Origin of the sequence: Pseudomonas sp. HMSC063H08, assembly GCF_001813645.1 — a bacterium.
In the GTDB taxonomy this organism is placed as follows: Bacteria; Pseudomonadota; Gammaproteobacteria; order Pseudomonadales; family Pseudomonadaceae; genus Pseudomonas; species Pseudomonas aeruginosa.
In genome coordinates, this window is sequence record NZ_KV813635.1 from 45,777 (window position 1) to 61,739 (window position 15,963).

A 15,963-nucleotide genomic window follows, 5' to 3' on the forward strand; every position below is an offset into this window, starting at 1 on the left:
GCGAACGCCCTGCGTATGGTTCAGAGAATGCTCAACTGATTATTTGACCTGACTGATTCCCTTCCCGTCTTCGCTTGCCGACACTCCGTCCTTCCCATGGCCTTGTGCCAGGGCCAGCGCCGGTGGTCGCCACCCGCTTCGGGCGAATCGCGGTGATGGTCTGCTACGACCTGGAGTTTCCCGAATGGGTGCGCCTGCCGGCGCTGTCCGGCGCACAACTGCTCTGCGCACCGGTGAACTGGCCGGCGGCACCGCGTCCCGAGGGCGAGCGGCCGGGCGCGGCTGGGCGAATGAAAAAGGGCGCGGGCCAGTATCGGCGCCGCGCCCTTTTGCCGGAGGAGAACCTTATTCCAGTTCGGCTGCGCTCTCTTCCTGGCGTTTCAACCCGGTATGACTGATGGCGTGCAGAGCGGTATTGAACTGTACGGTCTCGTTGAAACCCTTGACGATCTGCGCCAGCTTCTCGCGGGCGCTTTCCAGCTTCTTGAAGCGCTCGCCGAGTTCCAGGCTGCGCTGCTGGACGCTGGCTTCGCGCTTTTCCAGTTCGGCCTGGCGCAGGTTCTGCTGGCTGCGCAACTCTTCGAGGCGTTCCTGCTCGATCTGCAGTACCTCGGCTCGCCGCGCGCTGCTGCGCTCGCGGGCTTCGACGCTTTCCGCGAGTTGTTGCAGGGCCGCGCTGCGCTCGGCCAGGAGACGGTTGCTTTGCTCGGTTTCCCGCTCCAGTGCCTGGCGGTCGTCCTGCAGGCGCTTGTGCCACTGGCGGAGCTGCTTTTCCTTTTCCTGCAATTGCCGCTCCTTCTCGTGCAATTGCGTCTGGAGCGACTCCAGCGACTCCTGCTGCTTGAGCGCTTCCTGCTTCTGCTGGCTCAGTTGCTGGGCCATGCCGGCGAGGTCGGCCAGGGTGCCCTGCACGTCCTGTAGCAGATGCTCGGTATCGTTGCCGATATCGAGCGCGGTATCCGTATCCACGTGGGCTTCATCCTCGGGTTGGCGAATGACGGCGGCGGCCTGGGTGGGCGCCTCTCTGGCGTCGGCCTCGCCCTCGGCGCCGGCCAGGCGTGCGGGCGGCACCCGGAGGCGCAGCGACAGGCTGGGGACCCTGGCCGATACCGGTTCCGGCGCGGGTGCGGCGAGGGGGGAGGGGCTCGGGGGCATGGAGGATTCCTCGGCGGCGTCTGGAGACGGAAGGTTGGCGCTGCCCGTGGCGTCGGCGGCGTGCAGCGCGGGGTGGAGCAGCTGCGCCAGGTCGGCAAGCTCCTCGCGAAGATGACTGGCGTTGTCGACGAAGGCGCCGATGGCCTCGGCATCCGCTACCTTGGCGGACTGCTCCGCTTTCGTCGCGAACTCGGCTGGCGCCCGACCCTCGGGTGCTGCCGTTTCCGCCTCCGGCCGCGGCTCGGGCTCGGCGCAGCCGGCCTCGGTGACGGTTTCGTCTTCCGCCGCCTCGGGCTCGTCGATGGGCTCCGCCGGCCCGTCCGTGGCCTCGTCCGCATCGTCCGCGGCGAAGACATCGGGAGCGGCGTCTTCGAAAAGGGCCTCATGGACGAGCGGCGGGACGTCCGCGCAGGGTTCCTCGCCATCCAGGGCGGGGCCGTAGCCATGGGGGGACTCGAAGGTGACGAGCTTCATCACCCACTCGCGCTCGAGCACCAGGGAGCGGTGTTCTTCCCGCCGCGAGGGGGCGATGGCCGCGTCCTGCAGGTCGATGAGGTGGTAGGCCAGGTCGCTGGTCCGGCGGTTGCCGGTGGTGGCTTCGCGGACGAGCTGGCGGAACACCTGGATGGCCGCCTCGCAGGCCTCGTCGGTGTCGAGGCGGCCCAGGCGGAAGCCGTCGTCGGTCTTGAACAGGGAGGCGATGTAGACGCGCGAATCGGTTTCGTCGACCTGTTCGTTGAGGCTGTAGGCGATGAAGTTGCGGTCGCTGGCGGGAATGGCGAAACCACACAACAAGGCCGCATTCAGTTCCGTCTGCTCGGCAGTTTCCACACTGATGGTTCGAAGAAGCATAAGCCCTGGAGATCCCGTTGGTGCTTGGAAGGTGTAACGGGCGAGGGTACCGGGAGCTATGGGCGAGGTAACTTGGACGAGTCCTATTGCCTTGTAAGAAAAATCTTGAAGATTTTACTACGCACCGTGCCCAGGGCACCGCGCAGGCTCGTCCGCTCGTACGGGTCCGGCGCGCTTCAGCGATCCGCCATCAGGACGACGATGGCCTCGGCGACGAAGTCGGCATTGCGCTCCAGGGTCTGCAGGTGGTTCATGACGACATCGTAGGTTTCGCCGCCTTCATGGCGCTTCGCCCAGATCGCCAGCTCCTCCAGGGCCATGCCGAGGGCACTCTGGTTCTGGTTGAGACGGCAGAGCAGGGCGACAGTCAGGTCGTGATCCAGCATGGCGGTACTCCTGATCCTGAAAAACTCAGCGTAGACCCCCTGGCGCTCCGCCGACACGGAAGCGGTTCACGAAAAGACGAAGCGGTTCAGCCGCTGCCGACGAGGTGGTCTGAGTTCGTGGCCGGTGCCCACGGCGCAGCGCTTGCGACGGTCCCTGGCAGCTTCGGACCGACCTGGCAAGGGGACCTATCCGAACGGCGAGGGTGGCCCGCGGCCGTGCCGTGCCGCATGGCCAGTTCCCCATGCCGCCTGGCTATACTGGCGGCGCGGGAACAAGACGCCGCCCATGAAGAGCGTCCCGGCCCCGAACGTCGCGCTTCCTGTCATCTCCGCTACCTATCTTTCGTTCTTCTGCCGCGAAACGGCTTTCGGAAGCAGGCTGCCGGCGGTCGTTCGTCGCGCCGTCCCGGGGTTTCCCTGCCCGTGCCGATCCGACCCGTGTTGCCAGCGAGGGGTATGTACGCAATGTCCGTGACCGATGCCAGTTTCCCGATCATCAACTGGTCGAAGGCGATGCCTTCGCTGCGCCAGCTGATGTATTTCGCCTGTGTCGCCGAGTACGGCAGCATCGGCCAGGCCGCCGAGGTGCTGCACGTTTCGCAGCCGTCGCTGTCGCGGCAGATCCAGGCGCTCGAAGTGCACATCGGCGAGGCGCTGTTCGTCCGCGGTCCGGCCGGGGTGAGCCTGACCGAGGTGGGCAGGGTGGTGCATTGCCGCGCGGTGAAGATCATCGCCGAGGCCAAGGCGCTGACCCGCGACATCGGCGACGGCGACGACCGCCAGTTGCACATCGGTTTCAGCCGCTACCTCGATCCCGGCTGGTCCGGCGAGCTGGCCCGGCAGTTGAAGGAAGCGCGGGTGTGCAGCGCCGTTTCGCCATCCTGGGCGCCATCGCTGGACCTGCTCAGCCTGGTCCGCGAGTCGTCCCTGGACGCGGCGATCATCGGCGCGCCGCCGAAGGTGGTGCGCGAATACGAGCTGATGGAGATCGGCAGCTACGAGCACGTCATCGCCCTGTCGGAAACCCTGCACCGGCGACTGGCGCCCGACTGGTCGCTGAACGACCTGATCGGCGAGCCGCTGCTGGTACCGAAGGACTCGCTGTTTCCCGCCTACAGCCAGTTCATGAACGATGCGATGGATGCCGCCGCCTTCGCGCCCCGGCGCAGCGTGCGGCCGAACGACCTGAGCATTCTCCTGGCCCAGGTCGCCAGCGGCGACGGCTTCGCCTTCCTGCCGTTGTCGCTGACCAAGTTCGCCTATCCGGGGGTGGCCTTCACCGCCTTGCCGGCGGCGGTCAACGAAGGTTTCCGCCTGCCGGTGGGGCTGGCGGTGTCGCCGACTTCGCGGCTTCGCGCCAGCGACGCCCAGTTCGAATGCTTCGTCGAGACCGCGCGGCGGGTCGCCGCCGGTTGAGGGAGGGAGGCGGCCGGGAGCGCCGGCCGCGCAAGGGGCTTCAGAGGGTCTTCATGTACTCGACCAGGGCGCGGCGCTGCTGCTCGTTGAACTGCGCGTTGCCGTAGTCGTGGCCGCCATTGGCGTTGCCCGGCTTGCCGCTGTCGAAGAGGAAGCGGTTGGCGCCGCCGGCATCGGTGATGTAGCCGACGTTGACCGGGTCGAACTCGACGCTGCCGGTATAGAAGGTCCGCGGCCGCAGGTCCGGCGGCAGCAGCAGGTCGTAGAGGGTCGCCACCGAGCCGTTGTGCAGGTAGGGCGGGCTGGCCCAGATACCGTTCAGCGGGCGCGCCTTGTAGGCCATCAGGTCGCTGGTCATCGCCAGGCACTGCTCCAGGCGCTGGGCCTTGTCGCTGCCGGCCGCGACGTTTTCGGCCAGGAGCAGGGCGCCTGGCGCGTCCGCGGCGGTCGCTTCGGCGCTGTCGGCGTCGGGGCTGTCCGGCACCGGACTGATCAGCGGCGGCAACTGCCCGTCGAAGATGCCCAGGGCGGCGGTCTGGAAGGCACCCAGGGCGACGCTCAGGCCGCGCGCGGCCAGGGCCTGGACCACCACTTCCTGGAGCACGTCCACCGCATAGGCCTGCTTGCCGTAGAAACCGCGCTGGCCGGTGCCGACGAAGGACAGGTAGGGCTTGCCGCGCACGTAGCCGGTCTTCAGCTGGGCGATGCTGTTGCAGGCGGTCCACGGGTCGGTACCGATCGGCGCGACCTCGCCGCGCGCCTGCAGGTGGGTGAGCACGGTCTTCACCGGGGTCCGCAGGTCGTTGCGGTCCAGCGGCGTGTGGCAACTGGAGCAATGTTGCCGGTACAGCTCGCGGCCCTCGGCGACCCTGGTCGGCTCCGGGGCGCCGAACAGCTGGTTCGGCCAGGCCGGCGGCTTCAGTTGGCCGAGCTGGTCTTCGATGCGGATCAGGTTGTCGACGTTGATGCTCGACGGGTAGCCGATGTGCAGCGCCGACTGGATCGGGCTGAGCACCTTGACGTCGGCGAATACCCCGACCGCCTCGCCGGCGTTGCGCGCCAGGGCGCCGACGTCGAACTTGCGGTTGTCGATGTCGACCACGTTGATGTGGTTCGGGTTGAAGCCGGTCCACTGCACGCGGTCCAGCTGCGGTACGTTCCACAGGAACGGATAGCTCACGGGGGCGTCCTCGGCGCCGTAGATCTGCTCGTCGGCGTGCAGTTCGTAGCCCACCGAGTTGAAGATCGAACCGATGGCGTCCAGGCGGCCCGGGCCGAACTCGGGATCGTGCGGCAGGTTGAAGTGCGAGCCGTCGCGCAGGCGCACGATGGTGGCGTCCAGGGCTGCTTGCAGGCGCGCCTTGTTGGCGTCGTTGTAGCCGCTGACCAGGCCGTCGGCGCCGAGCACCTTGCGGGCGAAGCGCTCGAACTTGGCGGTGTCGGCGCGGGTGCTCTGCAGGGCGCCGAGGATCTCCAGCTGGAAGCCGGCGAGGTCGCCCATGGTCTGCCCGCCGTAGACGGTCAACTGGGTGCCCTGATAGCTGATGTGCGAGGTGTGGCACATGCTGCAGGTCGGTCCGACCCAGGGTTCCCTGGAGCCCTGCAGGGCTTTCCAGCGCAGCTTGGTGAAGGTCAGGTCGCTGTCGTCGCTGCGGTCGACCGCGTAGCCCTGCACCACCTTCACGCTGGAACCGCCGAGGGTGTGCGGGACATAGCCGTACTGGCGGATCAGCGCGTCGGACATCAGCGGTTCTTCGCTGGCGCGCTGCTCCAGCGCCACCAGCCAGGCCAGCGGCAGCATCCGCGAGCCCTGGCCGGCTTCCAGCCAGGCGGTCTTCTGGGTCTGGTTCCAGCCCTGGTCGAGGTCGACGCCGCTGTCGTCGGCGAATGCCGGGGCACCGGCGAGGACGGAAAGGATGGCAAGGCTGAGTCGCGATAGGGTCATCGGGCGGTTCTCTCTATTGGGCATGTGGGCGGGGCCGGCTCACAGGGTCTTGAGGTATTCGAGCAGCGCCAGGCGCTGGCTTTCGTCGTACTCGCGGGCGAAGTCGTGGCCGGCGTTGGAGTTGCCTTCCAGGTGGGTGTCGAAGAGGAAGGCGTTGTCCGGGCCGGGCCCGGTGAGGTAGCCGACCCGGCTCGGATCGAACTCGTGGCTGCCGGTGTAGAAGGTGGTCGGCCGTTGCTCCTGGGGCAGCAGCAGGTCGTACAGCGACGGCACCGAACCGTTGTGCAGGTAGGGCGCGGTGGCCCAGATGCCGTTCAGCGGGCGAGCGATGTAGCCGAGGAACGGATGCTCGGTGTTCAGGCAGTAGTCCTTGCGCGCACTCTTGTCGGCGGGGACTTCGCCGGCGGCGAGGCTCTGCGCCTGGCTGCCGGCCGGGTCGCCGCCGGCCAGCAGCAGTTGCCCGGTGGGAAGCGCTTGCAGGCTGTCGGAGCCGGGCAGGGTCTGCTGCCCGGTGACGATGGCGTGGATGATCTCGGCGATGCCGTCGGCCAGCTGGCCTTTCTTGCCGAGCATGATCTGGAACACCTCGGGGACCTGCATGTCGGCGATCTTCGAAGTCCGCCCGACGATGCCGACGCCGCTGGGGGTGCCGAGGGACGGTCGGAACAGGCCGAAGTAGTTGCCGCTGGGGCTGCTGAAGGTGAAGGTGTTGCAGGCCATCCACGGGTCGGTGCCGATCGGCGCGTCGTCGCCATGGGCCTTCAGGCGCACCTGGCGGACCTTGATCGGGGTTTGCAGGTCGTCGCGGCCGATGCTCGCATGGCAGGCCGCGCAGTTCTCCTCGTAGAGGCGCTTGCCCTGGGCCAGCCTGGCGCTGTCCGGGGCGCCGAACAGCTGGCTCGGCCAGGCCGGCGCCTTGAGCTTGTGGATCAGGCCCTCGACACGGGTCAGGTTGTCCACGCGGATGCTCGAGATGTAGCCCTCCAGGCCGGACAGCGGATGGCTGACCACGTCGCCGTAGTCGCCCTGGACCACGCCGATGTCGCCGGCCAGGTAGCCGAGGTCGAAGACCTGGCCGTTGAGGTCGAGGACCTTGACGTTGGGCACGAATCCGCTGGATTGCAGCTTGTCCATCTGCAACGTGTGCCACAGTGCCGGGAAGCTGGTCGGCGCGTCGGTCGGGTTCGCTTGCAGGTGACGGGCGCCAGAGTTGATCGCCGCGCGGTTGAGTGACTGGCCGGTGGCGTCGAGGCGCCCCGGGCCGGGTTGCAGGTCGGTGGCGGACATGCTCAGCAGGGTGTCGATCAGCGCCGCGCGCTTGGCCAGGGCGGCCTTCAGCAGGTCGCGGTTGGCCGGGCTGTCCTCGCTGCCGAGGACGTTGCCGGCGAAGCGCGCGAACTTGTCGCCGTCGTCGCTGGTGCGGCGCAGCGCGGCGAGCACTTCGTCGAAGATCGCCTGGACGTTGGCCAGGGTGGCGCCGGCGTCGACGGTCAGTTCGCTGCCGCGGTAACTGATGTCGGTGGAGTGGCAGCCGGCGCAATTCAGCCCGACCCAGGGTTCGCTGGACGACTGGCGGGCTTTCCAGCGCAGGCGGGTGTCGGAGAACTGGCTGTCGTCCTGCTGGTCGAGGGCGAAGCCGCGCGGCAGGCGCAGTTCGCCGCCTTGCCAGTTGCGCAGGGGAAAGCCGAGGCGCCGGGCGTTGTCTTCGGAGAACAGGCGCTCCTCGCTGTCCGGACGCTCCAGCGCCTGGGCCCAGGCCAGCGGCAGCAGCCGCGAACCGAGCGAGGCGTCGTACCAGGAGGCGCGTTGCTCGGCGTTCCAGCCTTGCTCGAGCTGGATTTCGGTGGCGACGGCAGGGCTGCCGGCGCTGGCCAGCGCGGCGGCCAGCAGGACCCGCGAAAAGGTCGGATGCATCGTGTTCCCCTCATGGCTGACGACGTCTGCGTCCCCACAGGGCAGAGCGATGCAGTGCGCTCGATGGCTGGGCGTGCCGCCACTTCGTCCCTGACGGGAGCGCGCCGGCCGCGGCGCGCCGCGGGCCGGAACGTCCGGTTGGGCACTACGCTACGGAGTCGCGGCGGCCGGCGGGTAATGCTTTTTGTGCGACGGAAAAGGTATGGGGAACGGAACCGTCCGGTCCGGAAAGGGCGCGCCGGTCGGGCTTCGCCCTGCGCGCCAGGTTCGCAGGGCGGAGAGCGCCTAGGGCGTTGCCCGCTCTATCGGACAATCCCTGCCGGGCTTGCGGACGAAGACCAGGTAGAGTGCGCTGAGCAGCGCGAGGAACGGTACGCCGAAGACCAGGGTCATGCGGAACGCCTCGGTGAAGAAGGTGGTGACCAGGATCGCCGCCATCAGCGCCAGGCCGAGCAATGTCGACCAGGGCGCCAGGCGCATGCGGAAGGCCAGCGGCGCGCCGCCGTGGCGGGCGCGGTGGCGACGGAAGCAGAGGTGGGTGAAGAAGATCATCAGCCAGGTGAAGAGGGCGCCGAACATCGACACCGCCATCATCAGGGTGAAGGACTGCTCGGGGTAGACCAGGTTGAGCAGGGTCGCCAGGGCGATACCGACGCTCGACAGCAGCAGCGCGTTCAGCGGCACGCCCTGGCGGCTCAGTTCGCCGAGGCCCTTCGGCGCGTGCCCCGCGCGCGACAGGCTGAACATCATCCGGGTGGTGATGTAGAGCTGGCTGTTCATCGCCGACAACGCGGCCACCAGCACCACGAAGTTCATCACGCCGGTCGCGCCGGGCAGGCCGATCGCCTGCATCACCGTGACGAACGGGCTCTGGCTCTGCCCGGCCTGGTCCCAGGGGACGATGGCGAGCATCAGCGCCAGGGTCAGCAGGTAGAACACCACCAGGCGCACGATGGTCGAGCGGAACGCCGACTTCACCGCCTGTTCCGGATGCTCGGCCTCGGCGGCGGCGACCGCGATCATCTCCACGCTGAGATAGCTGAAGATCGACACCACCACGGCGATCCACATGCCTTTCAGGCCGTGCGGGAAGAAGCCGCCGTGGGCGCTGTAGTTGTGCACGCCGTAGGCCGGGTTGGCGGAGCCGAACACCAGGTAGGCGCCGAGCAGGATGAAGGCGACGATGGCGGCGATCTTCAGTGTCGAGAAGCAGTATTCGAAGTTGCCGAAGGCTTTCACGCTGCTGGCGTTCAGGCCGATCAGCAGGGTCGAGAAGGAGATGATCCAGACCCATTCCGGGATACCGGCGAACCAGTACTTCATGTACATGGCCACCGCCGTGACCTCGGTGCCCACCGCCAGGACGATGGCCGCCCAATAGGCGTAGCGCACCAGGAACCCGGCCAGCGGGCCGACGTAGTGCTCGGCGAAGGCGCCGAACGAGCCGGGGGTGGCATGGGCCACGGTCATTTCCGCCAGGCAGCCCATCAGCAGCAGGGTGATCAGCGCGCCGATGGCATAGCTGAGCAGGACGCTGGGGCCGGCGAAACCGATGGCGAAGGCGCTGCCCATGAACAGGCCGGTGCCGATGGCGCCGCCGATGGCGATCATGCTCATCTGCGCGGCCGAGAGCCGCCGTTGCAGGCCCTGTTCGCGGCGCGAGATGGCCTCGAAGCCCTGGGGGTCGTTCATCTGGATGTCCTCTGGAATCTTATTGGGGTTCTTATGAATTGCCGAGGGAACGTCGGTGGCGATGTGCGGGTGCCGGTCGCGGGCTCCTGTGCGCGAGAGCGGTGGGTGTTCGTGGGCCGCCCCGGGAATACCGGCGCGGCCCGCGCGAGCGGGGCTCAGGTCACCTTGTGCCGGACCTGGTAGCGCGGCTCTTTCCAGGCTTCGCTCTGGAGGATTTCCAGCAACGCCTGCACCGCATCCCAGACCTCGACGAAGCGGGTGTACAGCGGGGTGAAGCCGAAGCGCAGGATGCCCGGCTCGCGGTAGTCGCCGATTACCCCGCGGTCGATCAGGGCCTGGACGATGGCGTAGCCCTGGGCATGCTCGAAGCTGACATGGCTGCCGCGCCGGGCATGCTCGCGCGGGGTCACCAGGGTCAGGCCGAAGCGTTCGCAACGGCTTTCCACCAATTCGATGAACAGGTCGGCGAGGGCCAGCGACTTGTCGCGCAGGCGCTGCATGTCGGTCCGGGCGAAGATATCCAGGCCGCATTCGACCAGGGCCAGCGAGGTGATCGGCTGGGTGCCGCAGAGGAACCGGGTGATGCCTTCGCCGGGCTGGTAGCGCGGCTCCATGGCGAACTGGCGAGAATGACCGAACCAGCCGGACAGCGGTTGCCAGACACGCTCGCGCAGGCGCGGCGCGACCCACACGTAGGCCGGCGAGCCGGGGCCGCCGTTGAGGTACTTGTAGGTGCAGCCGATGGCGTAGTCGGCCTCGGCCGCGTGCAGGTCCAGCGGCAGCGCGCCGGCCGAGTGGGCCAGGTCCCAGATCGCCAGGGCGCCGTTTTCGTGGACCAGGCGGGTGACCTCGCGCATGTCGTGCAGGTAGCCGGTCTTGTAGTTGACATGGCTGAGCATCACCACCGCGGTATCCGCGTCGATCGCCGCCGGCAATTGCTCCGGGTCATCCACCAGGCGCAGCCGGTAGCCGCGCTGGAGCATGTCGGTAAGGCCCTCGGCGATGTACAGATCAGTGGGGAAGTTGCTCGATTCGGAAACGATCACCTTGCGCCCTGGCGCTTCTTCCTCCTGGATCCGCAGGGCGGCGCTGAGCACCTTGAACAGGTTGATCGAGGTGGTGTCGGTGATCACCACTTCGCCAGCGCGCGCGCCGATCAGGGGCGCCAGCTTGTCGCCGAGGCGCTCCGGCAGGCCGCGCCAGTCGGCGCTGTTCCAGCTGCGGATGAGGCCCTCGCCCCATTCCGCGGCGACCACTTCGGCGGCGCGCTCCACGGCGGCCCGGGGGCGGGCGCCGAGGGAGTTGCCGTCGAGGTAGATCACGCCGTCGGGCAGGGCGAACAGTTGGCGCAGGTCGGCCAGGGGATCGCCGGCGTCGAGCGCCAGGCAGTCGTCACGAGTGGTCATCGGTTACTCCGCGGTAGGCAGGGCGCGCAGCACGGCACGCACCGGGCTGGCATCGAGGTGGGTGAATTTCAGCGGCAGGGCGAGCAGTTCGTAGTCGCCGGCGGGCACGTCGTCGAGGACCACGCCTTCGAGGATCGCCATGCCGTGGCGGCCCACCGCGTGGTGGGCGTCGAGGGTCTTGGAGTGCTGGGGGTCGAGCGACGGGGTGTCGATGCCGACCAGCCTGACGCCGCGCTCGGCGAGGCACTCGATGGTGGCCGGAGCGATAGCGCAGAAGCCTTCCGGCCAGTTCGCCGGGACCCGTTCGAAGGTCCGCAGCAGCACCCGCGAGGGCAGGTCGTCGAGCTGGCCGGCGAGGTGTTCGGGGGTCACCAGCGGGTTAGCGCCGATGCAGTGGATCACCCGGCACGGTCCCATGTAGACGTCCAGCGGCACCTGGCCGATGGGCAGGCCGTCGGCGCGGTAGTGCAGGGGGCCGTCGACGTGGGCGCCGGTATGCGGCGAAAGGGTGATCCGGCCGACGTTGACCGGGCACTGCTGGTCCAGCCGCGCCGCCCATTCCTGCTGGAACGGCGTGTCGCCGGGCCAGGTCGGCGTGCTCGGATCGAGGGCGGGACTGATGTCCCAGTAGCGGAGCGAAGTCATTGTTTTTCTCCGGAAATCCAGCGAATGATAATGAACGAGATTTCGGAGAATTTTCGTGCGAAATGCAAGGTCGCATGGCAATCTATTCGCATAAAATTCGAAGATAGCTATTAATTCTGATAGGAACTGCACATGTCCCTGGACGCCATCGATCTGCGCATTCTCCGTCACCTGCAGCAGGACGGGCGGATGAGCAACCAGGACCTGGCGGAGAAGGTCTCCCTCTCGCCATCCGCCTGCCTGCGCCGGCTGCGCCTGCTGGAAAGCGAGGGGATCATCCGCGGCTACTCGGTGGAACTGGATGCCGAGCGACTGGGCGTGGAGCTGGAAGCCATCGTCCATGTGTCGCTGCGCCAGGACGTCGAGGGTTGGCACGAGGCGTTCATCGCCAGGGTCCGGGACTGGCCGGAGGTAGTCACCGCCTATGTGGTGACCGGCGCCACCAACTATGTGCTACGGGTCCGGGCGCGCAACCTCAAGCACTATTCGGACTTCATCGTGAACAAGCTGAACCGCGCCGCCGGCGTCACCGACATCCGCTCGGAAATCGTCCTGCAGGAGATCAAGGCCGGTGCCGACCTGCTCGACCTGGTGAACCTGAAGAGTTGAACGGGGCGACCCCTCATAAAAGCATGAGTGCAATGAGAGGGACGAATTTTCAGTCGCCGAGGGAAATAATTATTTTGTCTTTTTTCATGGGGTTACGAGTTATTAGCTAATGAATAAATAGTCTGCCGGAATTGATTTTCCCCGTGCTAGGTTTCCTCCGTCCCCGTTGCCGGGTTGTCAACGTTACACGGAGGTTAGGCGGTGAGTGAATATATCGAGACCGACGACGCAAGTTACTTCCGGGTCAGGCGCCAGGCCTATGTTTCCGCGGAACTGCACCGGCGCGAACTGCACGAGATATTCGACGACAGCTGGCTGTATGCCGCCCACCTCAGCGAGCTGCGCGAGCCCGGCGACTTCATCACCCGCGACGTCGGCGGGCGCAACCTGATCATCCAGCGTCGCGCCGATGGCGAGCCGGCGGTCTACCTGAACGCCTGCGCGCACCGTGGGGCCAAGGTCTGCGCCGAGCGCCAGGGCAACAGCCAGCGTTTCACCTGTCCCTACCATGGCTGGACCTACGACAGCCACGGCAGCCTGATCGGCCTGCCGGACAAGGCCGCCTACCAACACGCCGGGCAATGCCATCCGGAGCTGTCCCTGACACGGGTGAAACACGCGGTCTACCGCAACTTCCTGTTCATCCACTACGGCGCCCGGCAAGCGTCCCTGGAAACCTACCTGGGCCAGGCGAAGGACTACATCGACCTGATCTGCGACCAGTCCGAGGCGGAACTGGAGATCATCCCCGGCGGCTTCGAGCATTCGATCAAGGCCAACTGGAAGCTGCTCGCGGAAAACGGCGTGGACGCCTACCACCTGCCGTTCGCCCACAAGCGCTACCTGGAATACCTGAATAGCCTCGGCACCGATCCGGAGTCGCACAAGCGCCACGGTCGCGGCGAGGCGCTGGGCAACGGCCACGCGCTGATCATCAGCGGCCCGCCGTCCACCGGACGGCCGATCGCCTACTGGAGCCCGTTGTTCCCGGAAGCGCTCAAGCCGTCCATCGCCGCCAAGTTCGAACGCCTGGTGGAACGCTTCGGGCAGGCGCGGGCAGAGGACATCGCCCACACCAACAAAAGCCTGTTCATCTTTCCCAACCTGGTGATCAACGACATCCTCGGCCTGAACATCCGCTCGTTCTTCCCGACCGCCGCCGATGAGGTCAGCGTCACCGTATGGGGCGCCGGCTTCGCCGATGAGACCCGCGAGGAGCGGGCGGCGCGGATCAATGGGTTGATCTCGTTCATCGGCCCGGGCGGTTTCGGCACCCCCGACGACGTCGAGATCCTCGAATCCTGTCAGCGCGCCTACGCCCACGCCGCCCTCGGCTACAGCGATTTCTCCCGTGGCATGGGACCGGCAACCCGCCGCCACGTCGACGAGGAACAGAACCGCGGCTTCTGGCGCGAATGGAGCCGCCGGCTCGGGCAGCAGCCCGCCGCCCTGCGGCGTCTCGCCGTGGCCGTCTGAGCCGTCTTCAACCATCGCTCCCTGCAGATCCCTGCGCGCCGCCCTGGCTACGCGGGGAATAAAGGGTCACTGCAAGGAACGTCATCCATGTGTGGAATCACCGGCTGGACCGACTGGAGCCGCGACCTCGGCGAGCAGCGCAGCATCCTCGAACGCATGACCCGTACCCTGGCCCCGCGCGGGCCGGACGCCGAAGGCCTGTGGCTGTCGCGGCACGCGCTGCTCGGCCATCGGCGCCTGGCGATCATCGACCTGGAGAACGGCGCCCAGCCGATGCTTGCCGAGGCTGGCGGGCGGGTGGCGCTGACCTACAGCGGCGAGGTCTACAACTTCCGCGAGCTGCGCGCCGAGCTGGAGACGCTGGGCCAGGTCTTCCGTACCCGCTCGGACACCGAGGTGGTGCTGCGCGCCTATCTGCAATGGGGCGAGGCTTCCTTCGCCCGGCTCCGCGGCATCTACGGCTTCGCCCTGTGGGACGAGCGCGAGCAGAGCCTGTGGCTGGTGCGCGATCGCTTCGGGGTCAAGCCGCTGTACTACTACCCGACCGCCGGAGGCGTGCTGTTCGCCTCGGAACCCAAGGCGATCTTCGCCAACCCCGAGGCCAACCCGGTGCTCGACGCCAGCGGCATCGCCGAGCTGTTCGCCCTGACCACCGCGCCGACTCCCGGCCACGGCCTGTACAAGGGCCTGCGCCAGGTCCGGCCGGGCCAGGCGCTGCGCTTCGACCGCAATGGTGTGCGCGAGCTGGTCTACTGGGCGCTGCGCGCGGAACGTCACGAAGAGGGCGCCGAGGACAGCGCCGAACGCGCCGGCCAGTTGCTCCGCGAGGCAGTGGCCGAGCAGCTGGTGGCCGACGTCCCGCTGGGCAGCCTGCTTTCCGGCGGGCTCGACTCCAGCGCCATCAGCGCCTTCGCGGTGGCCGCGCTGGATGGCGACGCGCGGCGCCTGCCGACCTTCTCCGTGGACTTCCCCGGCGAAGGCCGCGGCTTCGTCCCGACGCCCTGGCAAAGCAGCTGGGACGAACCCTATGCGCAGCTGGCGGCGAACTTCCTCGGTACGCCGCACCGTACCGTGCTGGTCGCCCCGGAAGAGGTGCTGGAACAGGACGAGGCGGTGCTCCAGGCCCGCGACCTGCCCGGCTGGGGCGAGCTGGACGCCTCGCTCTACCTGCTGTTCCGCCAGGTCCGCGAGCACACCACGGTGGCACTGTCGGGCGAGTCGGCCGACGAGGTGTTCGGCGGCTACCCGTTCTTCCACGACCCGAGCGCCCTCGCATACGACGGCTTCCCCTGGCTGGCCGGCAAGAGCGGGCCCTGGCAACTGCTGCGGCGGGAGGTCGCCGAACGGGTGGCGGCGCCGGAATACATCCGGGCGCGCTACCGCGAGGCCCTCGCCGAAGTGCCGCGACTGGATGGCGAGGATGCCGCCCAGCGGCGCCAGCGCGAGGTCGCCTACCTGGCGCTGAGCCGCTGGCTGCCGGCGATGCTCGAACGCAAGGACCGGATGAGCATGGCGGTCGGCCTGGAAGTGCGCGTGCCGTTCTGCGACCACCGCCTGGTGGAGTACGTATGGAACCTGCCCTGGGCGCTGAAGAGCGTCGCCGGGGAAAGCAAGAGCCTGTTGCGCCGGGCCCTGCGCGGGCACCTGCCGCAGGCGATCCTGGAGCGGCGCAAGAGCGGTTTCCCGGCCAACCCCGACCCACGTTACCTGGCGCTGCTGCGCGAGCGGGTCGGCCGCCTGCTCGCCGACGGCCGCTCGCCGCTGTTCGAACTGGTGGACGCCGGGCGGGTCCGCCAGGCCCTCGAACAGGGCACGCCGCTGCCCAGCCCGCGTGCCTCGGCGAGCCCGACCGCCGGCCTGGCCTACCTGCTGAACCTGGACCGCTGGCTGACCCGCCACGGGGTCGACATCAGCCTCTGAGCGGCACTTTCTTCCCGGAGGATACTCATGAGCCTTGCCTTGTCCCGTCCCGACAGCGACCTGCTGGCGCGGGTCAGCGATTTCCTCGTCGCCGAAGCCGAGCTGCTCGACGACCGCCTGCTGGATACCTGGTTCGCCCTGTTCGAGCGCGCCGCACGCTACCGGGTGCTGCCCTTGCAGGAGCAACTGGCCGGCCAGGCGCCGGAGGACAGCCTGTACATCATCGACGACGACCACGTGCGTCTGCGCGAGCGGGTCGACAGCATCCTCGGCGGGCATACCTGGATGGAGCAGCCGCGCTCGCGCACCCGCCGCCTGGTGGGCAACGTGCGGCTGAAGCGGGTCGAGGGCGAACTGGTCAGCAGCCGCAGCAACTTCGTCGTCCATCAGTTCCGCAACCGCGAGGCCTGGAACTTCGTCGGCGAAGCCAGCCATGTCCTGCGCGACGGTCCGGAGGGCTTGCGCATCGTCTCGCGGGAGATCCGCCTGGACCACGAGACCATCAGCGCCCAGCGGCGCATCAGCATCATCCTGTGAGGCGCCGCCC

The 15,963-nt window shown here is 67.9% G+C and carries 12 protein-coding genes and 1 pseudogene; 6 read left to right on the top strand and 7 right to left on the bottom strand.

Annotated features, from left to right (window positions below):
- Positions 1–113 precede the first annotated feature (113 nt).
- A pseudogene (locus HMPREF2924_RS36135) lies at positions 114–317 on the top strand (nitrilase-related carbon-nitrogen hydrolase); the annotation flags it as partial.
- Positions 318–345: 28 nt separating this feature from the next.
- On the opposite strand, the gene HMPREF2924_RS32985 reads toward HMPREF2924_RS36135, so the two are convergent.
- On the bottom strand, positions 346–2,007 hold the full coding sequence (locus tag HMPREF2924_RS32985; protein ID WP_003128665.1) for a hypothetical protein: 1,662 nt from the start codon (positions 2,005–2,007) through the stop codon (positions 346–348).
- Positions 2,008–2,183: 176 nt separating this feature from the next.
- The gene (locus HMPREF2924_RS32990) at positions 2,184–2,393 is read right to left on the bottom strand and encodes a hypothetical protein (protein ID WP_003088759.1); all 210 of its coding nucleotides are present in this window, start codon (positions 2,391–2,393) and stop codon (positions 2,184–2,186) included.
- A gap of 513 nt (positions 2,394–2,906) precedes the next feature.
- Between HMPREF2924_RS32990 and HMPREF2924_RS32995 the strand changes: the two genes are divergently transcribed.
- Complete coding sequence (locus HMPREF2924_RS32995) at positions 2,907–3,809, top strand: LysR family transcriptional regulator (protein ID WP_003128663.1); 903 nt, start codon at positions 2,907–2,909, stop codon at positions 3,807–3,809.
- A gap of 40 nt (positions 3,810–3,849) precedes the next feature.
- Here HMPREF2924_RS32995 and HMPREF2924_RS33000 read toward each other — a convergent pair whose 3' ends face one another.
- From HMPREF2924_RS33000 to kynB, 5 genes are all read right to left on the bottom strand, one after another.
- A complete protein-coding gene (locus HMPREF2924_RS33000) occupies positions 3,850–5,754 on the bottom strand; it encodes a 10S-dioxygenase (RefSeq protein ID WP_003128661.1) in 1,905 nt (634 codons plus the stop codon).
- A 39-nt stretch (positions 5,755–5,793) separates the two neighbouring features.
- Entirely contained in the window at positions 5,794–7,668 is a 1,875-nt protein-coding gene (locus HMPREF2924_RS33005; RefSeq protein ID WP_003128659.1) for a (7S,10S)-hydroperoxide diol synthase, read from the bottom strand.
- Between the two features lie 285 nt (positions 7,669–7,953).
- A complete protein-coding gene (locus tag HMPREF2924_RS33010; protein WP_003088769.1) occupies positions 7,954–9,360 on the bottom strand; it encodes an amino acid permease in 1,407 nt (468 codons plus the stop codon).
- A gap of 155 nt (positions 9,361–9,515) precedes the next feature.
- Entirely contained in the window at positions 9,516–10,766 is a 1,251-nt protein-coding gene (gene kynU / locus HMPREF2924_RS33015; RefSeq protein WP_003128656.1) for a kynureninase, read from the bottom strand.
- A 3-nt stretch (positions 10,767–10,769) separates the two neighbouring features.
- Entirely contained in the window at positions 10,770–11,411 is a 642-nt protein-coding gene (gene kynB, locus HMPREF2924_RS33020) for a kynurenine formamidase KynB (RefSeq protein WP_003128654.1), read from the bottom strand.
- A 132-nt stretch (positions 11,412–11,543) separates the two neighbouring features.
- Here kynB and kynR point away from each other — a divergent pair, with 132 nt between their 5' ends.
- The 4 genes from kynR to HMPREF2924_RS33040 all read left to right on the top strand — a co-directional run bounded on the left by kynR (position 11,544) and on the right by HMPREF2924_RS33040 (position 15,953).
- Positions 11,544–12,020: a kynurenine pathway transcriptional regulator KynR gene (gene kynR / locus HMPREF2924_RS33025; protein WP_003088777.1), complete on the top strand. Its 477-nt coding sequence runs from the start codon at positions 11,544–11,546 to the stop codon at positions 12,018–12,020.
- 201 nt (positions 12,021–12,221) lie between these two features.
- Entirely contained in the window at positions 12,222–13,496 is a 1,275-nt protein-coding gene (locus HMPREF2924_RS33030; protein ID WP_003128652.1) for an aromatic ring-hydroxylating oxygenase subunit alpha, read from the top strand.
- A gap of 87 nt (positions 13,497–13,583) precedes the next feature.
- Positions 13,584–15,416 (top strand): asparagine synthase (glutamine-hydrolyzing), encoded by a 1,833-nt coding sequence (asnB, locus tag HMPREF2924_RS33035; RefSeq protein ID WP_003128651.1) that lies wholly within the window; start codon positions 13,584–13,586, stop codon positions 15,414–15,416.
- Between the two features lie 27 nt (positions 15,417–15,443).
- Entirely contained in the window at positions 15,444–15,953 is a 510-nt protein-coding gene (locus HMPREF2924_RS33040) for an aromatic-ring-hydroxylating dioxygenase subunit beta (protein WP_003088783.1), read from the top strand.
- Positions 15,954–15,963: the final 10 nt, after the last annotated feature.